The organism is Pandoraea nosoerga, from assembly GCF_902459585.1.
GTDB lineage: Bacteria > Pseudomonadota > Gammaproteobacteria > Burkholderiales > Burkholderiaceae > Pandoraea > Pandoraea nosoerga.
In genome coordinates this window covers 96897-117310 of record NZ_CABPSC010000016.1, presented here as the reverse complement: position 1 = coordinate 117310, position 20414 = coordinate 96897, and the positions used below count along the sequence as shown (strand labels likewise).

23 protein-coding genes are annotated in these 20414 nt (G+C 65.6%); 22 read left to right on the top strand and 1 reads right to left on the bottom strand.

Translation table 11 applies throughout. The annotated features are described in order from the left end of the window. The 12 genes from PNO31109_RS18800 to PNO31109_RS18745 form a co-directional block, all read left to right on the top strand. Positions 1–620, top strand: a 620-nt coding sequence (locus PNO31109_RS18800; RefSeq protein WP_280525236.1) for a DNA polymerase III subunit gamma/tau C-terminal domain-containing protein, incomplete at its 5' end; no start/stop codon positions are given. Positions 621–768: 148 nt separating this feature from the next. Beyond that, entirely contained in the window at positions 769–1095 is a 327-nt protein-coding gene (locus tag PNO31109_RS18795) for a YbaB/EbfC family nucleoid-associated protein (protein ID WP_150556968.1), read from the top strand. Positions 1096–1134: 39 nt separating this feature from the next. Next, positions 1135–1734, top strand: a complete 600-nt coding sequence (recR, locus tag PNO31109_RS18790) for a recombination mediator RecR (protein WP_150556967.1) — start codon at positions 1135–1137, stop codon at positions 1732–1734. 251 nt (positions 1735–1985) lie between these two features. Continuing rightward, entirely contained in the window at positions 1986–3344 is a 1359-nt protein-coding gene (locus PNO31109_RS18785) for a sigma-54 dependent transcriptional regulator (RefSeq protein ID WP_150556966.1), read from the top strand. A 450-nt stretch (positions 3345–3794) separates the two neighbouring features. After that, entirely contained in the window at positions 3795–4058 is a 264-nt protein-coding gene (locus PNO31109_RS18780; RefSeq protein WP_150556965.1) for a hypothetical protein, read from the top strand. Positions 4059–4080: 22 nt separating this feature from the next. Beyond that, the gene (locus tag PNO31109_RS18775) at positions 4081–4707 is read left to right on the top strand and encodes a hypothetical protein (protein WP_150556964.1); all 627 of its coding nucleotides are present in this window, start codon (positions 4081–4083) and stop codon (positions 4705–4707) included. Between the two features lie 5 nt (positions 4708–4712). After that, positions 4713–5225, top strand: a complete 513-nt coding sequence (locus tag PNO31109_RS18770) for a FapA family amyloid fibril periplasmic chaperone (protein ID WP_150556963.1) — start codon at positions 4713–4715, stop codon at positions 5223–5225. A 41-nt stretch (positions 5226–5266) separates the two neighbouring features. Beyond that, positions 5267–5857 (top strand): FapB/FapC family functional amyloid domain-containing protein, encoded by a 591-nt coding sequence (locus PNO31109_RS18765; RefSeq protein WP_150556962.1) that lies wholly within the window; start codon positions 5267–5269, stop codon positions 5855–5857. A 30-nt stretch (positions 5858–5887) separates the two neighbouring features. Beyond that, positions 5888–7267, top strand: coding sequence for a FapB/FapC family functional amyloid domain-containing protein (locus PNO31109_RS18760; protein WP_150556961.1), 1380 nt, complete (start codon positions 5888–5890; stop codon positions 7265–7267). Between the two features lie 55 nt (positions 7268–7322). Further along, positions 7323–8033 (top strand): C39 family peptidase, encoded by a 711-nt coding sequence (locus PNO31109_RS18755; protein WP_241013875.1) that lies wholly within the window; start codon positions 7323–7325, stop codon positions 8031–8033. A gap of 12 nt (positions 8034–8045) precedes the next feature. Then, positions 8046–8807: a peptidase C39 gene (locus PNO31109_RS18750; protein ID WP_150556960.1), complete on the top strand. Its 762-nt coding sequence runs from the start codon at positions 8046–8048 to the stop codon at positions 8805–8807. A gap of 227 nt (positions 8808–9034) precedes the next feature. Further along, on the top strand, positions 9035–10366 hold the full coding sequence (locus PNO31109_RS18745; protein WP_174966465.1) for a hypothetical protein: 1332 nt from the start codon (positions 9035–9037) through the stop codon (positions 10364–10366). 23 nt (positions 10367–10389) lie between these two features. Here the strand turns inward: PNO31109_RS18745 and PNO31109_RS18740 are convergent, their stop codons facing one another. Continuing rightward, the gene (locus PNO31109_RS18740; protein ID WP_150556959.1) at positions 10390–10827 is read right to left on the bottom strand and encodes a hypothetical protein; all 438 of its coding nucleotides are present in this window, start codon (positions 10825–10827) and stop codon (positions 10390–10392) included. Positions 10828–11207: 380 nt separating this feature from the next. Here PNO31109_RS18740 and PNO31109_RS18735 point away from each other — a divergent pair, with 380 nt between their 5' ends. The 10 genes from PNO31109_RS18735 (at position 11208) to rpoS (ending at position 20414) form a co-directional block, all read left to right on the top strand. After that, on the top strand, positions 11208–11933 hold the full coding sequence (locus PNO31109_RS18735) for a helix-turn-helix transcriptional regulator (RefSeq protein WP_241013876.1): 726 nt from the start codon (positions 11208–11210) through the stop codon (positions 11931–11933). A gap of 218 nt (positions 11934–12151) precedes the next feature. Beyond that, complete coding sequence (locus PNO31109_RS18730) at positions 12152–13492, top strand: CaiB/BaiF CoA transferase family protein (RefSeq protein WP_241013877.1); 1341 nt, start codon at positions 12152–12154, stop codon at positions 13490–13492. A 103-nt stretch (positions 13493–13595) separates the two neighbouring features. Then, positions 13596–14627 (top strand): ABC transporter substrate-binding protein, encoded by a 1032-nt coding sequence (locus PNO31109_RS18725; RefSeq protein ID WP_150556958.1) that lies wholly within the window; start codon positions 13596–13598, stop codon positions 14625–14627. Beyond that, positions 14627–15439 carry an ABC transporter ATP-binding protein gene (locus PNO31109_RS18720; RefSeq protein ID WP_150556976.1) on the top strand — a complete coding sequence of 271 codons (813 nt, stop codon included), beginning with the start codon at positions 14627–14629 and terminating at the stop codon, positions 15437–15439. The genes PNO31109_RS18725 and PNO31109_RS18720 overlap by 1 nt, the downstream gene beginning before the upstream one ends. 18 nt (positions 15440–15457) lie before the next feature. After that, positions 15458–15595, top strand: coding sequence for a hypothetical protein (locus tag PNO31109_RS22010; RefSeq protein WP_174966464.1), 138 nt, complete (start codon positions 15458–15460; stop codon positions 15593–15595). A 21-nt stretch (positions 15596–15616) separates the two neighbouring features. Beyond that, positions 15617–16435 carry an ABC transporter permease gene (locus PNO31109_RS18715; RefSeq protein ID WP_150556957.1) on the top strand — a complete coding sequence of 273 codons (819 nt, stop codon included), beginning with the start codon at positions 15617–15619 and terminating at the stop codon, positions 16433–16435. Positions 16436–16559: 124 nt separating this feature from the next. Continuing rightward, positions 16560–17321 (top strand): 5'/3'-nucleotidase SurE, encoded by a 762-nt coding sequence (gene surE / locus PNO31109_RS18710; protein WP_150556956.1) that lies wholly within the window; start codon positions 16560–16562, stop codon positions 17319–17321. After that, positions 17318–18448, top strand: coding sequence for a protein-L-isoaspartate(D-aspartate) O-methyltransferase (locus PNO31109_RS18705; RefSeq protein ID WP_150556955.1), 1131 nt, complete (start codon positions 17318–17320; stop codon positions 18446–18448). The genes surE and PNO31109_RS18705 overlap by 4 nt, the downstream gene beginning before the upstream one ends. Positions 18449–18533: 85 nt before the next feature. Then, positions 18534–19307: a peptidoglycan DD-metalloendopeptidase family protein gene (locus PNO31109_RS18700; RefSeq protein ID WP_241013894.1), complete on the top strand. Its 774-nt coding sequence runs from the start codon at positions 18534–18536 to the stop codon at positions 19305–19307. A 15-nt stretch (positions 19308–19322) separates the two neighbouring features. Further along, complete coding sequence (gene rpoS / locus PNO31109_RS18695; RefSeq protein WP_150556953.1) at positions 19323–20414, top strand: RNA polymerase sigma factor RpoS; 1092 nt, start codon at positions 19323–19325, stop codon at positions 20412–20414.

Below are 20414 nucleotides of genomic sequence, written 5' to 3'. Positions count from 1 at the left end.
CGACCGACGGTGTGCCAATGTCGCCGGCGCGCGCGGCGTTGGCCGCACTCAATGCCGGACGCAAGGGCGCAGGCGGCAGGACCTCCGGCGGCGCGACACCAGCCCCGCGTGCCGGCGCGCCTCGCGCGTCGGACGACGCCCCTGCGGGCGCCGATCCGGAGCCCGAGCCTGCCGGACCCGCGGCGCCGGAGCCTGCGCCCGCGCCTCGCGCCTGCGTCTATCGCGAAGCCGAGGGCGTGGCGCCGGTTTTCACCGGTGAATGGCCCGCACTCGCGGCCGAGTTGCCTGCACGCGGCCTGGCTCAGCAACTGGCGTTTCAGAGCGAGCTGACCGAGGTCGCCGGCCGCACGCTGCATCTGCGCGTGCCATTGCGCCAGTTGGCCGACGCCGCTACGGCGGAGAAGCTGCGCCAGGTGCTCACGGAGCACTTCGGCGCGGACGTGCAACTGCACGTGGAAGTGGGGCAGGTCGGCACGACGGCGGCGTCGCTCGCGGCGCAAGCGGCGGCGGCCCGCCAGCGCGCGGCCGAGCAGGCCATCGCCGAGGACCCGCTCGTGCGCGAGCTGATCGAAGAATTCGACGCACAAATCCTGCCCGACAGCATTCGCCCGGTACAATAAGCAAGTCTGCTTGCGCGAAGCGGCGCCGCTTTGTGGAATTTCACCATCAAACGCGCGTTACACGCTTCGCGGGCTTTCCCATTCGACCCATCGACCCGTTTCGAACCATTCGAACCATTCGACCCACTCGATTTACTCAGGAGTCAAGATGCTCAAAGGAAATATCGCCGGCCTGATGAAACAGGCCCAGCAAATGCAGGAAAACATGAAGAAGATGCAGGAGCAGCTCGCCCAGATCGAAGTCGAAGGGCAGTCGGGCGCCGGTCTCGTCAAGGTCGTGATGACCTGCAAGAACGACGTGCGACGCGTAACCATCGATCCGAGCCTGCTGGCCGACGACAAGGACATGCTCGAGGACCTCGTGGCGGCCGCGTTCAACGACGCCGTGCGCAAGGCCGAAGCCACCGCGCAGGAGAAGATGGGCAGCATGACCGCCGGCCTGCCGCTGCCGCCGGGTTTCAAGATGCCGTTCTGAGCGGCGCGGCTCCCCGAATAGAGACGTAGAAGACGACGCATGCCCCCCCAGCTCTCGAGCCTTCAGGAACTCGTCGACGCGCTGCGCGCGTTGCCGGGTGTCGGTCCGAAGTCCGCGCAGCGCATCGCCTATCACCTGCTGCAGCGCGACCGAAAGGGGGCGGTGCGGCTGGGCGAAGCGCTGGTGCATGCGTCCGAGCAGATTCGCCATTGCGCGCGCTGCAACACGTTTACCGAAGTCGAAATCTGCGAGACGTGCCTCGATCCGGAGCGCGACACGAGCCTGCTGTGCGTGGTGGAGACCCCCGCCGACCAGAACATGCTCGAGCAGACGATGACCTTCAAGGGGCTGTATTTCGTGCTCATGGGCCATCTGTCGCCGCTCGACGGCGTGGGCCCGGGCGAGATTCATTTCGAGCAGTTGATCCGTCGCGCCACCGACGGCGTGGTCAAGGAAGTCGTGCTCGCCACCAATTTCACCAACGAAGGCGAAGCCACGGCCCACTACCTCGGGCAGATGCTCAAGGCACGCGGATTGCGCGTGAGCCGGCTCGCCCGCGGCGTGCCCGTGGGCGGCGAACTCGAGTACGTGGATGCCGGCACGATCGCCCGTGCCGTGCTCGACAGGCATACGCTCTGAGCATGACGTGCGCGTGACTGCCGGCGTGCTTGCGCGTAGGTACTGCTCCTCTCATCCAATCGGATTAGCTGTTATTCGCTATTTCTGCCCCCAACCCGGTCTTCTAGACTGAACCTGCCGACTCGGGGGACCCAACGACACGGGGAACAAAAGAAAACTCCCAAGCGGCGTGGGGCCGTATTCCTGTCGCGCCGATCCGGTCTGAGACCCGACAAATGCGCGCAGGCACTGCTTAGGCAGGGAGTTAAGGTATGGCTAACGATACCGGGCGCACCCTGATTTACGCTTCCCGAAAGCACAACGATGGCCTGCTGTCGTTCCTTGGGGAGCAGGGCTGGCAGGTGATGCCGGCCAAAAGCGCCAGCGACGTGAGTCGCATTCTCAACCCGGGGGTCACCAGCGCAGCACTCATCGACCTGGCGAGCGGTTACAGCGACCGCGAGATGGGGGCGTTCGAGTCCTGCATGCAACCCGCCACGGTCGGCTGGGTGGCCGCGACGAATCCGGAGCAGCTCACGACCACGGCCATTCGCCGTCTGATTCGCGACTATTGCTTCGACTACATCAACGTGCCCTGCACGAACGATCAGATCGCTCATTCGATCGGTCACGCGTGGGGCATGGCATCGCTCTCCGATGTACCGATCATCACGCCGCAAGTTGGCGGCGATCAGGAAATGGTCGGCACGTGCGAGGCGATGCAGCAGCTCTTTCGCACCATCCGCAAAGTCGCCAATACCGACGCCCCCGTGTTCATCTCGGGCGAGTCCGGCACGGGCAAGGAACTGACGGCCGTGGCGATTCACGAGCGCTCCTTGCGCGCCAAGGGACCGTTCGTGGCGATCAATTGCGGCGCGATTCCGCCGCACCTGATGCAGTCCGAACTGTTCGGCTACGAGCGCGGCGCCTTTACCGGCGCGAACGCGCGCAAGATCGGCCGTGTGGAGTCGGCCAACGGCGGCACCCTGTTTCTCGACGAAATCGGCGACCTGCCCATCGAGAGCCAGGCCAGTCTGCTGCGCTTCTTGCAGCAGGGCGCCATCGAGCGGCTCGGCGGCCACGAGGTCATTCCGGTCAACGTGCGCATCATCTCGGCGACGCACGTCGATCTCGAAGCGGCCGTCAAGGAAGGGCGCTTTCGCATGGATCTGTACCATCGTCTGTGCGTGCTGCGCGTGGACGAGCCGCCGCTGCGCGCGCGCGGCCAGGACATCGAGATCCTGGCCCATCACGTGCTGCAGCGGTTCAAGGGCGACAACCATCGCAAGATCCGCGGCTTCACGCAGTGCGCCGTGCAGGCCATGTACGAATACCACTGGCCGGGCAATGTGCGCGAGCTGATCAATCGCGTGCGCCGCGCCATCGTCATGGCCGACAGCCGCATGATCTCGGCCAAGGATCTCGACCTGCTGCCGTGGGTTCCGACGATGGTGCGCACGCTCGAAGAGATTCGCGCGGAGGCCGAACGAACGGCCATCGAGCAGGCTTTGCTGCGCCACTGCCACCGCCTCACGGACGTGGCTGCGGAGTTGGGTATTTCACGCATTACCCTGTATCGGCTCATGTGCCGGTATGGATTGCGGGGTGACGAATCGGGCGTGCCGGCCTGATGTCTTCTGGCGAAGAGAGGGCGGCCGTCCTGTGATGAACAGGGCGGTCGTTTCTTTTTGGGCTCCTGACGATCGCGCTCCTGCTTCCTGGCTCCTCGCTCCTTCGCGCGCAATCCCTCGAATTTCTAGCGATTTCTTCCCCTGGCTCGCGTTTCGCGAATCCTGCCATCGTCAATAACGACGGGCAATGGCGACGCGCGCGCACGTTCGATTTTTTTCGCTTCTCCATACGCATTGCGCAGTGGTGTCCGACGAGCACGCGTCGATGGCGACGTCACGCGTGATCGACGGCGATGCTTCGCCGCGCGCGTGTGTCACGACGCGATGTATTTCGCGAATCGCGTAACGCGCAGTGTCGCGCGGGCACATCAAAGATGAAACATCCGCGCGCAAAGCGCGGGCGCGGCGTTGCGCCCGAGTTCATGACGCTGGCGTGTCGCCAGGCGGGGGGTGTTCGAATTTGCCGCGAAACCGACACACGAGACCATTGCGCGACGGGCGTCGGCGCGACGCATCGCTGAACGCGCCGACATCATTCGTCGTTCGGAATGCTTGGGAATGGCGCCGATGACATGGCATCTGCGGCTCGCCGGGGCCGACGTATCAATGCTGAAACGTTTTCGCGCACATGGATGCAACGACGGCACGAGCAAAAAATTTTCCATCAATGATTTCAGTCACTTAGCTCGCGTGGCACGGAAGTCGCTTTATTGAGCCCGGCAAGGAGGGCACGACGATGCGAATTCTCACTACCGACCTGCAGTACCGAGTACGACAAGGCGCTGGCGCGCTTGCCGCTGCCGTCGCTGTGACCTTCGGTCTGTGCGCAGCCCCTGCACAAGCCCAGGAAGTCGTGCCCGCCGTGCGCGCGCCGTTCATGCAGTTGGCGATGCTCACGGGCTCGGCAATGCCCGGCGCACCGATGGGCGCAACATCGTCCATGTTGCCCACGTCGTCCATGTCGTCCACGTCGTCCATGTCGTCCGCATCCATGTCGGATGCGCAAGCCGCCCTCGTCATCGTCGACGCGCCGGTTGCGCTGCAGGTTACGCCAGACGACGTTTCGGCCGCGGCCAATATCGCAAGCCCCGCCGGCGTCGACGACAAGGAACCTCTCGCCGCCGGCGGCGTCGCCGGCGTTCCCTTCGCGGCTGCCCGTATCGACGACGAACAACTGCGCAGCCAGCGCGGGCGCAATCTGCAGGGCGGCATGATGCTCAAGTCGCCGGGCATGTCGCTCGCCAACGGCGTGACGCTGTGGGACGAACTGCCCGGCGCCGTGACCCCGACGCCGCGTCCGCAGCAGTTGTCGAACGGCGTGAACAATGTCCAGGTCACGCGTGTGACCTACACCACGCGGTGAACGACATGACCCAATTCTCAGCCGCGCATGCCGGCAGCCTTTTCGCCACGATGCTCGTGGCCGTGGCGCCGGCGATGCTCCCGGGCAGCGTGCGGGCCGAGCCGGCCACGCCGGGCGATCTCGTGATCGAGCGCAATATCGGCCCGCGAATCGCGTATCGCGGCCTGCCGCGCGAGCAGAACCCGATCGGCATTGCCGTCCCGGCCTTCCCGACCGGCCCGTTCAATACCGCGATGGGCGCCGTCAAACAGGTCACCGACAACGAACTCACCGGTCACGGCTCGGCCGGGCTCATCACGAGCACCGTGCAGTCCGGCATCAGCCCGGTGATGGGCGTGCTCGTCGGCAACGCGCGCGGCGGCAACGCCCTGAATACGTCGAACGGCGTGGGCGGTGGGTTCGCCGGCGCCATGGGCGGCTCGGGCGGCGTCGGCAGCATCGGCACGCTGGTGCCGTCGGTGATCAGCTCCGCGCTCGCGCCGCTCACGAGCATCGGTGCTGCCGGAGCGGCCAAATGAGCCCCGTTCAGACGAGCGCGCTTCGCGCCGCCGCCGCGGCCATGGTGGCGGTCTTCGCCGCCGCGGCCTTCGCCGATGACGTGTGGATCGTGAACGGCGAGCTCGCCGGCACGCACGCCACCGTCGAGAACGGCGTCGCCGTGGGCGTTTCCGGCGCCCTGGGCGTGAACCAGGCGGCCGGCGTGAACAACGTGCAGGCGAACAGCGCAGTGCTTGCGACCGGCGGCGCGGTAACGGCCGGCGCGAGCAGCACCCAGCAGCAGGCGCTCGTCACGACCACGACCGGCGCGGCCAGCGCCGCGATTCAGGGCAACGCATTTTCAGGCACCTCGGGGCTGATGCAGATCAACCAGGCGAGCGGTGCCGGCAATCTTCAACGCAACGCGACCGTGATTGTGGTCGGCGATGCGTCTGGAGTGGCGAGCGTATCGGATACGGCACTATCCGCTGCGATCTCCAAGGGTGGCCCGGCTGGGCACAACAACCTCAACGATCAGTTCCGCACGGCATCGATTTCCGGTGACGCGTTTCGCGGGGTGAGCGGGGTGTTGCAGGTGAACCAGTCGGCTGGGATAGGCAATGTAACCGCAAATGTTTTTGTGCTCCGTCCCCCGGCGGGCACATCTTTTTAACTGGGTAACTCTCTCGTCAAGGAGATGGTCATGAAAACGAAAGCAATTGCAGCGGCTGCACTGCTGGTAGCAACGGGTTCCGCCATGGCGTCGCCCAATCACCAGCAATACAGCTTCTCGTTCATCGGCAACGAAACCAACGTCCTGAACCTGGTCGGCATCTTCGGTCTGATCGGCATTCGTGGCTGCGTGACGGTGGACAACACCGGCAACGCCGTCGTGCAGAGCAATCAGGTCGCCGACGTTCACAACGTCAACCTCAAGGGCCCGCTGCTCGGCAGCTATGTGACGGGCAAGGTGACGTATGGCGTGGACTCGAAGACCACGACGGTGTCGAACCAGGGCAGCGCCTACTTCCTCGCCAGCAAGACCACCAAGCACTTCGACGACTCCACGTCGTGGGTGAACGCGAGCGCCAACGGCCACCTGAACACGAGCCAGGCCTTCCAGGCCGGCGCGGCCTATGTGGCTGGGCAGTCGAGCTCCGGTTCGGGCGGATTCGTCGCGGGCGGCGGGTATCAGTATTCGAACATCGCCGGCGGCGGCTTCATCCTGGGCGGCGGCGTTCTTCCGCTGCCGGGCGGGGCGGCCCTGTACGGCGGCTATCTCGCCGGCAACTTCGGCGCGGGCCAGGCGTCCGCCTGGGGTGGCTATGCCTATGCTCAGCAGTCGCAGCAGGCAGCCGGCTTCCTCGCGGCAGGCTTCCTGAACACGCAGAAGAGCTTCGATGCGGCCTTCCACGCCACGCTCAACCATGGCAACTACTCCGTATCGGCCGACTCGATCGCGGCGGCGGCGCTGTGGGGCTTCACCGACACGTACACGAAGTCGACCGCCTGGACCAAGGGCGCGCTCACCTACCACGTCAACACGGCGCAATACCAGACCATGGGGGCGTCGGTGGGCAACGGTGCATTGGCTAACGCCAACGGCAACATCGGCGTGAACGTGGCGGCGGGCGCGGACAACGTGCAGGCCAACAACGTGGCGATCGCCTCGCTCAACGCCCAGCCGGTGTATGCCTCGGCACAGGTGTTCGCGAACCAGGCGTCGAAGGGCTCGGCGAGCATCTCGCAGTTCTATGTCAAGGCGAGCGTGGGGGATGGCGCGCTGGCCGGCGCGACCGGCAACGTGGGTGTGAACGTGGCCTCGGGTATCGGCAACGTGCAGTCGAACAACCTGGCCGCGGCAGTCTCGCAAGGCGGAAGCGGCTGGCATAAGGGTGGCGCCGCCAATGCCACGGCGCAAAGCGACCAGTCGGCCAGCATGAAGGCCTCGGGCGACTTCATCGCCAATGCGACGGTCGGCAATGGTGCGCTCACCTGGGCGAGCGGCAACGTGGGCGTGAACGTGGCCTCGGGTATCGGCAACGTTCAGACCAACAGCCTCTCGATCTCGGCAATCAAGTGAGGTACGCGACCGGTCCGGGGAAGTCTCCCGGACCGGTTTTTTCATGAGGTCAGTCATGAATGATGCGCGTCGTGCCGTGGTAAGGATCGCTACGGTTTGCGCTCTGGCGTGCGCAAGCGTGGCCGGGCACGCGCAGTATGCATCGGTGAGCCTGGAGTCTTCTACCGGAGTACCGGCGGTCAAGAAGATGCGCTCGTTCAAGTCGATGCACTACGTGAATCTGGTCCAGCAGGAATACGACTTCAGTTGCGGATCCGCGGCGCTTGCGACGCTGCTGCGCTATGGCTACGGGATCGACATTCCCGAGACCGAAATGATCCAGCGAATGATGGTGTTCTCCAATCCGGAAACCGTCATCAAGAATGGCTTCTCGATGCTCGACATGAAGAAGTTCGTCGAGACGCTCGGGCTCGAGGGGCGAGGTTTCAAAGTCGACGTCAGTGCGCTCTACGACCTGAAGATTCCGGTCATCGCGCTCATCGACGTCAACGGCTATCAACACTTTGTGGTCATCAGGGCGGCGAAGGAAGGACGCGTGTTCGTCTCCGATCCGGCGCTGGGCAATCGCATCATCGAGCAGGCCGATTTCGCCAAGCAATGGAACGGCTTGGTACTGGCGGTCATCGGCAAGCCGTTTCTGGAGGATTCACCGCTGCTCAAAGGAAACGAATCCCTGGCAACCAAGCTGCGCGACAGCGCGCTGGCGACCGGGACGTCACCGACCCCGATGGTGGACTTCGGCATCATCCGGGCGGACCTGTTTTGAGATCAGAACATCATGAACCGATATGTCCCGATGCTGGCCATTCCGCTGCTGGCAAGCGCCGTGCCGGCGTTTGCCGCGAGCGTGGTGCCCGAGAGCTGGACGCCCGTGAGCGATGAGGTGCTCTCGCACGCGACCGGTAAGTACGCGCAACAGAACATGATCACGGGCTTTCAGCTCGTCATGCAGTCCCAATGGCAGATGCCGACCGGCGCGAGCCTGATGGCCACCGGCGTGCTCGACGTCAGCCAGAACGGTTCCGGCTATCAAGTGCGCACGGGCGCCTCGACCGGCATCATTCCCGGCCTCGCGAACGCCGCGCGGCCGCTCACGCAGACCGTTGCGGGCCCGACGAGCGTGCTCGTGAACGGTGTCGCACAGATCACGCAGGTCGCAGGCGACGCGAACAACGCATTGAACAAGGCCGTCATCCAGTTCGCGCCCGGCATCTCGATCACCGCGCTTGTACCGGCAAGCGGGCAGGGGACGAACAGCTCGCAGACCACGCTCGGCAATCTCAACGCAAGCGTGGCGATCTCCTCGGCCGGCATGCAGATTTCGCTCAACACGCCGAACGGCAATCTCGGCCAGAGCGTGGCGGGCGGCGCCGGCGCGGCCATGAACCAGATCATGCAGGTCGTGCAGGTCGCGGGCAACGCGCAGCAGGTCATGAACACGATGCAGCTCAATCTGCAGACCGGTCCGCTCACGTCCGCCGGATTGCGGCAGGCCGGCGTGCAAAGCGCGCTGGCCAACGTGATCGGCATCCGCCGGTGAGGTGCCGGCGCCGATTCGAACGACAACGATAAGTGGGGCATCGCCGCAGCGTACCGGCGGCGAACAAAGAAGGTGATGTCGGCGAGCCGGGGGTTCGCCCCGAACGTGTCATCCCGGGTCTCGCACGCATCACTCCGCAGTCGGGCAGCAAGGTCAACCGTAGTCGGAAACACGTGTTTGTTGGATTGCGCGCGGATGCCCGTGTGCACCTTTACCCGGGGGGGATCATGAACACTCACCGTTTTTTTCCCGTTGCCGCTATTCCGTTGGGGGTACTGCTTTTCACGCTATCGGCCCAGGCTCAGGAGCATACGAACCCATCGCCGGACGACCGTCTCCAGATGTTGATGGACATGGTCGACCGGCAGCAGCGGGAAATTTCTTCTCTCAAGCAGCGCCTCACGGATATCGAGATGGCGCAGCGCGGGCGCGGCCTGACCGCGTGGGACACGGCGCAGATCGCGCAGGTCTCGCCCGGTGACGGCTCGGCCGCCGGCTCCGCCGGCACGCCCGGCGGCGGCGCGGCTGGCGCGGCCGGCCCCGTCACCGCCACGCCGATCGGCGCCACGCAGCAAATGCAAAAGAGCGAGACCGAGGCGCAACGCACGCCCGCCGAAGAGGCCGTGGTGCAGGCGCAGCATGCACCGTTGTTCGACCGCAAGCTCACCATCGATGCGGGCATCAGCTACAGCTACTACGATCGCCGCCAACTCGTGCTGAGCGGCTTTCTCGCGCTCGACGCCATCTTCCTCGGCCAGCTGAACCTCGGCCAGACGAAGGCCAACGTGTGGACCTTCGACGTCAACACGCGCTACGGGATCAACGACCGTCTGAGTGTGGCGTTCGACGTGCCGTATCTGTACCGCAACTCGGACTTCATCTCCGGTGGCGCGGGCGGGGCAGCCTCGTCGATCAGCGACATCAGCAAGAACTCGGCGAATATCGGCGACGTCAATGCGTCCCTGTACTACCAACTGGTCAAGGAAAATGCGAACTGGCCGGACGTCGTGGCGTCATTGCGCGTGACCGCGCCGACCGGCACCTCGCCGTTCGGCATCAAGCTCGGCACGCCCGATCCGAGCAACAACAACCTCACGACCCCGTCGCGTCTGCCGACCGGTAACGGAATCTGGGCCGTGACGGCCGGCTTGTCGTTCCTGCGCACCTACGATCCGATCGTGCTGTTCGCCAACGTGGCGTACACGTACAACTTCGCGCGCACCTTCGACGATATCTCGACCATCGAGGGAACGACGCAGCCCGCCAAGGTCAAGCTCGGCGACATCGTTCAGGTGGGCGCCGGCATGGCGCTGGCGCTCAACGACAAGACGGCGCTGTCGATCTCCTATTCGACGGCGATTTCGCGCGCGACGAAGACGGCAACGTCGGGCAGCGGCTACACCACGGTGGCGGGCAGCGCGACCAACGCGGCGTCGCTGAACTTCGGCATCAACTACGCCATCAACAGGCACTGGACGGTGAATGGCTACGTGAACGCCGGCATGTCGCCGGACGCGCCGAACTATGTGATCGGCGTGCGTTTCCCGTACACGTTCTGATAACGGGCGCTCGGCGCCGCGGCTCAGCGCGGGAAGCCGGGCGGCATGCGGCCCGAGTTGGTGTTGACCCGCAGGCTCGTCGACTGCATGCCGGCAGCCGCGCCGACCTGCGCCGACAGCGCGCTGACGGCAAGCGTGCGCGGCTGACCCGGCACGGTAAGCGACGCCTGAGTGGGCTTTGGAGAGGGAGCGGGCGGGATCACTTCGTCCCACAGACGCACGTTGTTTGCGCTCGTAGGTGTGGCGTTGACCGGCGCGATGCCGACCGATGGTGCGCCGCCGACATTGCCGACGAGGCCGCCGTGGAGGTTGGCCGCGCGAGTGGTGGCGAGCAACGCGTCGCTCACGGCGACCGGCATGCCGCCGGCGCCCGTCAGTTCGGCATGGGCCGGACTCGCAAAGCAGGCGCCCGCCAGGCAGGCGATGGCGGTGCGCGACGCATTGATGGTGATCTTGAACATGGCGTGCCCCCCGGCTCCATCCTCCCAGCACTGCTTGTATTCTATTGCGCGATTCGAGAAAGGAAAGAGGAAAAAGTAATAGCGGAATCCGGAGAATTCAGTAATCGATTTACGCAAATCGCGGTTTGTCGCGCAGAGGCAACAACGGTCGGAATCCGGCGATCCGGGACTCGCCGCCATGCGGGCTTCGCGCATAAACTGCGCTCAAAGCGAGACGGCGCCTGACGCGTCGACCCCGTGGCGAACGCTCGAAGCATGCTTCGGTTTTTGCCTCGGCCCGCCCACACGACAACATCCTGGCGGGCCGCGAAGAAGCGATGCGGCGGGCGTACAAGAAGCGGGGCGGCGGCGCGGGGCCGACCGTAATGACAGGGGAAACCATGCGTGTGCTGGTCGTGGGTGAGGCTGCCGGCTGGATGGGTGGCCTGCAGGTCGCGTTGCATACCGAAGCGAGCGCGACGTCGCCGGTCCTGCGTCAGGTCGATGAGGTCACGACGCAGGATTGGGTTTGGCTGCGCGAGTTGCCGTCGCGCCGCGCGCTCGTGCTCGACGAGGCGGTGGCGCGCACCCCCGCGCTCGACGCGTTGTGTGCGGCAGCGGCCGAATGTGCGCCGCCCGTGCCGGTCATCGTCATCGGCGATGCGGGTTTTCCCGATGAGATCATCCGCTGGTTCCAGGCGGGCGTGGCCGCCTGCCTGCCGTGGCCGAGTTCCGTCGCGCGGGTTCGTTCGGTTTTCGATCTGGCGTTCTCGGGCGGACGCTTCGTGCCGGACGAGGCGCTCTCGGCGCTGCTGGTGCTGTGGCGGCAGGAGGCGCTCGGCGAAGCCTTGCCCCTCTCTCGTCTGCCGGTGTTTCCGCTGGGTGGCGACAAGGCGACGCAACTGGCCGAATCCGCGTTGCTCGGCATCTCCCAGCGGCAATACGAAATTCTGGCGCTGCTCTCACGCGGCTTGTCCATCAAGACGATCTGTCAGCAACTGGTGATCTCCGAAGGCACCGCGAAGACGCACGTGTCGGCGCTGTACCGGCGGCTCGGCGCTCGCAATCGCGGCGAGGCCATCTATATCGCGGCGCAGCGCGGCGCGCGACATCTGTTCGAGACGTGAATCGACCGACGCGGCGGGCGGCGCTCGCCCCGCGATCGGAATTTTCGCCGGATCGTCTCGGCGCTTTCCCCGATCTGTTGCCATGCAGTTGGCCGAAGGCGGGCCGGCGCGTTACGATACGACCTTCGTTTGCCACCCATTTTTTACGTCGCAGCCCGCTCGGGCCGTGATTGGAAGTCGATGGCCATCGCTGTCGACGCGGCACAGGAGCCTACGCGTTGTCCAAGTCGTCCAAGTCGTCCGAATCGTCCAAGCCGTCCGGGCCGTCCATGCCGCTCGAATCTGCCTTGCCGCATCGCGGTGAATCCGCCGCCGGCACCGCTTCCGAAAACGCCAGCCAAGCCGCCGCGGGCGCGCCTCCCGCGCGCGGCGCGCTGGCCGGCGTGAAGGTGCTCGAGCTGGGCACGCTCATCGCCGGGCCGTTCGCCGCCCGCATGCTCGGCGAGTTCGGCGCGCAGGTCATCAAGATCGAGGATCCGCAGCATGGCGATCCGCTGCGCAAGTGGCGCAAGCTGCATCCGGACGCGGCAGGCACGTCGCTCTGGTGGGCTGTCCAGGCGCGCAACAAGAAGTCCGTCACGATCAATCTGAAGGCGCCCGAAGGCCAGGCGATCGTGCGCAAGCTCGCGGCGCAGGCCGACATCGTAGTGGAGAATTTCCGGCCCGGTTTGCTCGAACGTTTCGGGCTGGGCTACGAAGCGCTGTCGGCCGAGAATCCCGGGCTCGTGATGGTGCGGCTCTCGGGCTATGGGCAGACCGGTCCGTATCGCGATCGTCCCGGGTTCGGGGCGATTGCCGAGTCGATGGGCGGGCTGCGTCACATCACGGGCTATCCCGACTTGCCGCCGCCGCGCATCGGCATCTCGATCGGCGACTCCATTGCAGCGCTGCACGGCGTCATCGGCGCGATGATGGCGCTGCATCATCGCAACGTGAACGGCGGGCGCGGGCAGGTGGTCGACGTCGCGCTCTACGAAGCGGTCTTCAACCTGATGGAGAGCGTGGTGCCGGAGTACAGCGTGGCCGGAATGGTGCGCGAGCGCACCGGCGCGTCGCTGCCAGGCATCGTGCCATCGAACACGTATGCTTGCGCCGACGGCATGATCGTCGTGGGCGGCAACAGCGATCCGATCTTCCGGCGGCTCATGTATGCGATCGGCCGCGCCGACCTGGCCGAAGATCCTGCGCTCGCGCATAACGACGGACGGGTGCCGCGCACGCAGGAAATCGACGAGGCGATCGGTGCCTGGACGCGCGAGCGCCGGATCGACGAGGCGCTTGCCGTCTTGCAGGGCGCCGACGTGCCGGCCAGTCGCATCTATACGGTGGCCGACATGTTCGCGGATCCGCAATTCATTGCACGCCAGATGATTCAGCGCCATACGTTGCCGGACGGCACGCCCATCGATCTGCCGAACATCACGCCGAAGCTCTCGGACACGCCCGGCGAGACCCAATGGCTTGGCCCGGCGCTTGGCGCGCACACCGACGAGGTGCTCGCGCAACTGGGTTATGATGCCGGGCAAATCAAGACACTGCGCGAGAACGGCGTGATCTGAGCCGTTCGCAATGCGCGGGACCACGGGATGCAACGCCGTTCGCATTCCGTGAATAAAGCACGTCACACAAAGAAAGCACGCTGCAACCACGGAGACAATCACCATGCAAAGACGTCAGTTCGTCACGGCACTGGCTGCCACCGGCCTCATCGGAGCGGGCATTCGCCCTGGCTTCGCGCAGGGCAAGCCCGAGAAGACCAAGGTCGCCATCGCCGTCGGCGGCAAGAATCTCTTCTACTACCTGCCGCTTACCATCGCCGAACGACTGAACTACTTCAAGGACGAAGGGCTCGACGTCGAGATCTCGGACTTCGCCGGCGGCTCGAAGGCGCTGCAGGCGCTCGTCGGCGGCAGCGCGGACGTGGTCTCGGGCGCTTACGAACACACGATCCTGCTGCAGGCCAAGAACCAGTACATCCGTGCGTTCGTGCTGCAGGGCCGTGCGCCGCAGATCGTCTTCGGCGTGTCGAACAAGACAATGCCGAACTACAAGTCGGTGGCCGACTTGCGCGGCAAGAAGATCGGCGTCACGGCGCCGGGTTCGTCGACGAACATCATGGCCAACTTCGTGCTCGCCAAGGGCGGCGTGAAACCGAACGAAGTCGCCTTCGTCGGGGTGGGCGCCTCGTCCGGCGCACTCGCCGCAATCCGCTCGGGCAACGTCGACGCGATCGTCAACCTCGATCCGGTCATCACCATGCTCGAGCGCGACAAGGAAATCCGCGTGATTTCGGACACGCGCACGCTCAAGGAAACGGTGTCGGTGTTCGGCGGCAACATGCCGGCCGGCTGCCTCTACACGAACGAGTCGTTCATTCAGAAGCATCCGAACACCACGCAGGCGCTGACCAATGCGATGGTGCGTGCGTTGCGCTGGCTGCAGACGGCCGGGCCTTCGGACCTGATCAAGACGGTGCCCGACGCTTACCTGCTCGGCGACCGCGCGCTGTATCTCGATGCGTGGGGCCGCGTGAAAGAAGCCATTTCACCGGACGGGCTGATTCCCGCCGACGGTCCGGCCACGGCGCTGCGCACGCTGCAGGCGTTCGACGAGACGGTCAAGGGCAAGTCGATCGATCTGTCGAAGACGTTTACGAACGAATTCACCAGGAAGGCCGACGCCAAGTACAAATGATGACTGCGCCGGCTCTCAGTTTCGACAGCATTACATGCACCTTCGTCGCACGCGACGATCGGGCAAAGCGCTACACGGCCGTGGCCGACACGTCGCTCGACATTGCGCCGGGCGAGTTCGTGTCGGTCGTGGGCCCGACCGGCTGTGGCAAGTCGACGTTGCTCAACGTCGCCGCGGGGCTGCTCGCGCCGTCCTCGGGCACGGTGAAGGTCTTCGGCGAACCGCTCAAGGGCATCAACGCGCGCGCCGGCTACATGTTTCAGGCCGAAGCGCTGATGCCGTGGCGCAACGCGATCGACAACGTCACGGCCGGCCTCGAATTTCGCGGCGTGCCGCCTGACGAAGCGGCGGCGCGCGGGCAGGAGTGGCTCAAGCGCGTGGGGCTGGGCGGCTTTGGCGATCGCTATCCGCATCAGCTCTCGGGCGGGATGCGAAAGCGCGTCGCAATGGCCCAGACGCTGATCCTGGATCCGGACATCATTCTGATGGACGAACCGTTTTCGGCGCTCGATATCCAGACGCGCCAGCTCATGGAGAACGAACTGCTGGAGCTGTGGGCGGCCAAGCGTCGCGCGGTCCTGTTCATCACGCACGATCTGGACGAGGCGATTGCGCTGTCCGATCGCGTCGTGGTGCTGGCCGCGGGGCCGGGCACGCACCCGATCGGCGAGTTCCGGATCGATCTGCCGCGTCCGCGCGACGTGGCGGAAATCCGCAACCACCCGCGCTTTACCGAACTGCACGCCCAGATCTGGGACGTGCTGCGCGAAGAAGTGCTCAAGGGCTACGCCCAGCAATTGAAGGCGGTCTGAGACATGATATGGCATGCCATGTGGCAAATCACCGGCTTCCTGATGAGCGCATGCGGCTGGCTGCGCTGGCTCGACTGGGTGGACTGGTTCGATCTGCCGGATGGCTTCGGCCTGTTCGACTGGCTCGTGCGAGGGCCGCTCGGATCGCTCGTCTGATATTTCCGGAATTCGTTCGTCATGCGTAATCGTTCGATCATGCGGCACTTGCGCCTGTGGCAATGGCTGCTGCTCGTGGTGGCTTTCCTCGTGTGGTACGTGCTCACGAGCCCCACGCTGCTGCCGGCGTTCTACTTCGACAGCCCTGACAAGGCAGCCTTCTTCTTCGGCGAGCCCCAGAAGGTGCTGCTCCAGATCTGGCAGTGGTTCGCGAGCGGGGAAATCTATCTGCATCTGGGTGTGACCTTGCTCGAGACGGTGCTCGCGTTTGCCATCGGCACGGTAGCGGGGTTGGCCGTCGGCTTGTGGCTCGCGCTCTCGCCGGGCGCCGGCGCATTGCTCGATCCGTACATCAAGGCGGCCAACTCGATGCCGCGCGTGATTCTCGCGCCGATCTTCGGCGTGTGGTTCGGCCTGGGCATCTGGTCGAAGGTCGCGCTCGGTGTGACGCTGGTGTTCTTCATCGTCTTCTTCAACGTCTACCAGGGCGTGAAAGAGGTGAGCCCGGTCGTGCTCGCCAACGCGCGCATGCTCGGCGCCAATCAGCGCCAGCTACTGCGTCGCGTGTATTTGCCGAGCGCCACGAGCTGGGTGTTCTCGAGCCTGCACAACTCGGTGGGCCTGGCGTTCGTCGGGGCGGTCGTCGGCGAGTATCTGGGCTCGGCGCGCGGCGTGGGCTACCTGATCCTGCAGGCGGAGGGCACGTTCGACATCAATGCGGTCATCGCCGGGGTGCTGATCCTCACGGCGTTCGCGCTCGTGCTCGACGGGCTGGTCGGCGTGGTGGAGCGGCGTCTGCTCGTCTGGCAGCCGCAGGCCGGAGAAACCGAGAAGATGTGAAGTATCTGGGCGGGGCGCGGCCGCGGCGGGCGATGCCGCGCACGCCCGACCGGCAGGGGCGGTGGGCCGGCAGATGCCGCGAAGGCGTCATATCGGCGCACCTTTCCTCGGTTACAATTGCCGCATGCGAATCCTGCTCAGCAACGACGATGGGTATCAGGCGCCGGGCCTGGCCGCGCTCTACGAAGCGCTGGCGCCGCTTGGCGACATTACCGTGGTGGCGCCCGAACAGAACTGCAGCGGTGCGTCCAATTCTCTGACCCTGCAACGACCGCTTTCGGTGTTCAAGGCGGGCAATGGCTTTTCGTTCATCAACGGCACGCCGACCGACTGCGTGCACGTGGCGCTGACCGGCCTGCTCGATGAGCGTCCCGACATCGTCGTCTCGGGAATCAACAACGGGCAGAACATGGGGGAGGATACGTTGTACTCCGGTACCGTGGCCGCAGCCACCGAGGGATTCCTCTTCGGCATCCCGTCGTTCGCCTTCTCGCAAGTCAACAAGGGCTGGGATCACCTCGAGAGCGCCGCGCGCGTGGCCCGCGAAGTGATCGAGCGGTACATGGAGCGACCGCTCGGTGCGCCGTTCCTGCTCAACGTCAACGTTCCGAACATACCGTATGACCGGCTCAAGGGCGCGCTCGCGACGCGTCTGGGCAAACGTCACCAATCGCAGCCGGTCATCCGCCAGGAGAATCCGCGCGGCGAAACGATTTACTGGATCGGTCCGGCCGGCGATGCGCGCGACAGCAGCGAAGGCACCGATTTCCACGCCGTGGCGCACGATTACGTCTCGGTCACCCCCTTGCAACTGGATCTCACGCATACCGCACGGCTTGGCGTCGTGCACGATTGGCTGGCCAGCGCAGGGGTGGCCCAACGATGACGACACCGCCCAAGCGTTTTCCTCTTGCGCTGGCCGAAGTGATGGCCCGCCGGCAACGCAAGGCGCCGGCGCTCGACAAGGCGTCGCGGGCGAGTCCCGCCGGGGCGCCGCCTGCCGCGATGACGCGCACGGCGATGCCGACAAGTCAGGGAAGCGGCAAGGCGCCGGCGGCGGCATCCAACCATGCGGGGCACAACGGCCTGCGCCCCGCGGCCACGCCAATGGCCGGTGCGTCGGCGCGTCCTGGCGGTGCGCACGCGGCGCATGCGCTCACGCCCAAAGGGCTGTCGCGCCCGGCGTCGGCGCCCCATGTGCAGCCGGCACCCCATGGGACGAAGGCGCCGCCAAGGCCGGCGGCGGGCGGCGGATCGAAGGGCGGGGCGGTCGGTGCGGACGCTCGCGCTCGCGTCGCCGCGCCCAGGAAAACGGCCGCGGCCGCTACGGCTCGCGCGGGGACGACCCCGCCATCCAACTCGCCCGACGGCATCGGGCTCACGTCCGAGCGCGTGCGGGCGCGCATGGCGGAACGGGTTGCCGCATCGGGCGTCAAACACGCCGGCGTGCTCGCCGCACTGGCCACGGTGCCGCGCCATGGTTTCGTCGACGCCGCGCTCGCCAACCAGGCTTACGAGGACGCGGCGCTGCCCATCGGCCATGGCCAGACGATTTCGAAGCCCTCCGTGGTCGGGCGCATGATCGAATTGCTGCTGGCGGGGGGGCGCACGCTGGAGAAGGTGCTGGAAATCGGCACCGGTTGCGGCTACCAGGCGGCAGTGCTGTCTTGCGTGGCGCGCGAGGTGTATTCCATCGAGCGGGTTCGTCCGTTACATGAGCGGGCGAAAGCCAACCTGCGACCCCTGCGGGTGCCCAACATTCGCCTGCATTACGGCGACGGACGGCTGGGGCTGCCGGCCGTTGCGCCGTTTGACGGCATCGTGATCGCCGCGGCGGGTCTGGAGATTCCGGATGCGTTGCTCGATCAGCTCGCCGTTGGTGCGCGCCTGGTCGCGCCGGTGGGCGGCGAGCAACAGATTTTGACCCTGATCGAGCGCGTCGGGGCGCGCCAGTGGCGCGAGACGCAGCTTGATAGGGTGTTATTCGTCCCCTTAAAATCGGGCATCATCTAAGCCCGACGGGTCTATTCTGCGGAGGATTTGAGTGAATTTGCGAGCGGGTTTCCAACAACGCGTCGCCAGTGTCCTGTTGCTGAGCATGCTGGCAGCGTGCGCATCGCGACAAGTCGGGGCGCCGGTCGTCGACCGTACCGTAGGCGGTGTGGCGACCGATGGCAGTGCGGCTGCCGCCGCGCCTGTCATCGACAATACGCCGGTGCCGGCGGGTTATTACCGCGTCAAGCCGGGCGACCGCCTCTATCGCATCGCGCTGGAGAACGGCCAGAACTATCGCGACATTGCGCGCTGGAACAACATCCAGAACCCTGATCAGATCGAAGTCGGTCAGGTGTTGCGCGTGAAGCCGCCCGCCGGCGACACCGGCACGCCGCTGCCGCCCCCGGTGGCGAGCACGCCGGCGACGAGCAGCAGCCCGGCAGCAGTGCCGCCGGCCGCGGTGCCGCCCGCCAGTGCGGCCTCCGCCGCGCCGAGCGCGGTCTCGAGCGGCGAGCTGCAACTCTCGTGGCCGGCCAAGGGACCGGTGATCGGCCGTTTCGACGACTCGAAGAACAAGGGCCTGAACATCGGCGGCGAGGCGGGCAACCCCGTGTACGCCGCGGGCGCGGGCAAAGTGGTGTACTCGGGCGCCGGACTGCGCGGTTACGGCAACCTCGTCATCATCAAACACGACGCCACCTTCTTGACGGCGTATGCGCACAACCGCACACTGTTGGTCAAGGAAGGCGACTCCGTCACGCGGGGCCAGAAAATTGCCGAAATGGGCAACTCGGATGCAGAGCGCGTGATGCTGCACTTCGAGGTGCGCCGCGACGGCAAGCCTGTGGATCCGATGAAGTATTTGCCGCCTCAATAAACTAGGCAGGGTCGAATGCTCAAGAGAAAGCGTCGTACTTCGCAAGAGGAAGACCTCGCTGCCCCGGAGCCCGATCAGGACATCGACGATCGGCAATCCCGGCAGGACGAGGATGTGGACGACGCTTTCGACGAGCGCGAGGCGGAGGATGACGACATTTCGTCGTCCGACGCCGCGGACGTTGTCGGCGAAGGCGCCGCACGCAAGCGCAAGTCCGCCGACGCCGACGACTTCGGCACCGTCCTGCAGGCCGAGCTCACGGCCGACACCGTTCAGCACTATCTCAACCGCATCAGCGTCAAGCCGTTGCTCACCCCGGCCGAGGAGCTCGACTTCTCCACGCGGGCGCAGGCCGGGGAATTCGCCGCGCGTCAGGTAATGATCGAGCGCAATCTGCGCCTGGTCGTCAGCATCGCCAAGGGCTATCTCAATCGCGGCGTGCCGTTGCTCGATCTGATCGAGGAGGGCAACCTCGGCCTGATGCACGCCATCGAGAAGTTCGACCCGGGGCGCGGCTTTCGCTTCTCGACGTATGCCACGTGGTGGATTCGCCAGAGCATCGAGCGTGCCATCATGAATCAGGCGCGTACCGTGCGCTTGCCGGTACACGTGATTCGCGAACTCAATCAGGTGCTGCGCGCCAAGCGTCATCTGGAAAAGAGCGCGGCCTACATCGACGGCGGCGAGCAGCGCGAAGCGAGCATCGAGGACATTGCCGATCTGACCGGCAAGACGCCGGAAGAAATCACCGACATCCTGGCGCTCAACGAGCACGTCGCGTCGCTCGACGCGCCGCTCGAAATCGACCCGGGCAGCAGTCTGCTCGACCTGCTCTCAGACGATCACAGCGAAGCGCCGGAGCAGGAGGTGCAGCATCGCGAGCTGGAAGACCTCATGCGACTGTGGCTCTCGCGACTGTCGGCCAAGCATCGCTACGTGATCGAGCGTCGCTTCGGTCTCAATCGCGTCGAGCCCGCCACCCTCGAGGAATTGGCCGACGAGATGGGGCTCACGCGCGAGCGTGTACGCCAGATCCAGCAGGAGGCGCTCGTGAAGCTCAAGCGCTACTTCGCGTCGAACGGCGTGCGCAAGGACGCCGTGCTCTGA

Coding starts and splice junctions, on each gene's coding strand:
- PNO31109_RS18775 (WP_150556964.1), top strand. CDS start 4,081: ATGCGAATTCTCACTACCGACCTGCAGTACCGAGTACGACAAGGCGCT.
- PNO31109_RS18720 (WP_150556976.1), top strand. CDS start 14,627: ATGACTGCGCCGGCTCTCAGTTTCGACAGCATTACATGCACCTTCGTC.
- PNO31109_RS18755 (WP_241013875.1), top strand. CDS start 7,323: ATGAATGATGCGCGTCGTGCCGTGGTAAGGATCGCTACGGTTTGCGCT.
- PNO31109_RS18750 (WP_150556960.1), top strand. CDS start 8,046: ATGAACCGATATGTCCCGATGCTGGCCATTCCGCTGCTGGCAAGCGCC.
- PNO31109_RS18735 (WP_241013876.1), top strand. CDS start 11,208: ATGCGTGTGCTGGTCGTGGGTGAGGCTGCCGGCTGGATGGGTGGCCTG.
- PNO31109_RS18745 (WP_174966465.1), top strand. CDS start 9,035: ATGAACACTCACCGTTTTTTTCCCGTTGCCGCTATTCCGTTGGGGGTA.
- surE (WP_150556956.1), top strand. CDS start 16,560: ATGCGAATCCTGCTCAGCAACGACGATGGGTATCAGGCGCCGGGCCTG.
- PNO31109_RS18705 (WP_150556955.1), top strand. CDS start 17,318: ATGACGACACCGCCCAAGCGTTTTCCTCTTGCGCTGGCCGAAGTGATG.
- PNO31109_RS18795 (WP_150556968.1), top strand. CDS start 769: ATGCTCAAAGGAAATATCGCCGGCCTGATGAAACAGGCCCAGCAAATG.
- PNO31109_RS18765 (WP_150556962.1), top strand. CDS start 5,267: ATGGTGGCGGTCTTCGCCGCCGCGGCCTTCGCCGATGACGTGTGGATC.
- PNO31109_RS18725 (WP_150556958.1), top strand. CDS start 13,596: ATGCAAAGACGTCAGTTCGTCACGGCACTGGCTGCCACCGGCCTCATC.
- PNO31109_RS18715 (WP_150556957.1), top strand. CDS start 15,617: ATGCGTAATCGTTCGATCATGCGGCACTTGCGCCTGTGGCAATGGCTG.
- PNO31109_RS18760 (WP_150556961.1), top strand. CDS start 5,888: ATGAAAACGAAAGCAATTGCAGCGGCTGCACTGCTGGTAGCAACGGGT.
- PNO31109_RS22010 (WP_174966464.1), top strand. CDS start 15,458: ATGTGGCAAATCACCGGCTTCCTGATGAGCGCATGCGGCTGGCTGCGC.
- recR (WP_150556967.1), top strand. CDS start 1,135: ATGCCCCCCCAGCTCTCGAGCCTTCAGGAACTCGTCGACGCGCTGCGC.
- PNO31109_RS18740 (WP_150556959.1), bottom strand. CDS start 10,827: ATGTTCAAGATCACCATCAATGCGTCGCGCACCGCCATCGCCTGCCTG.
- PNO31109_RS18700 (WP_241013894.1), top strand. CDS start 18,534: ATGCTGGCAGCGTGCGCATCGCGACAAGTCGGGGCGCCGGTCGTCGAC.
- rpoS (WP_150556953.1), top strand. CDS start 19,323: ATGCTCAAGAGAAAGCGTCGTACTTCGCAAGAGGAAGACCTCGCTGCC.
- PNO31109_RS18770 (WP_150556963.1), top strand. CDS start 4,713: ATGACCCAATTCTCAGCCGCGCATGCCGGCAGCCTTTTCGCCACGATG.
- PNO31109_RS18785 (WP_150556966.1), top strand. CDS start 1,986: ATGGCTAACGATACCGGGCGCACCCTGATTTACGCTTCCCGAAAGCAC.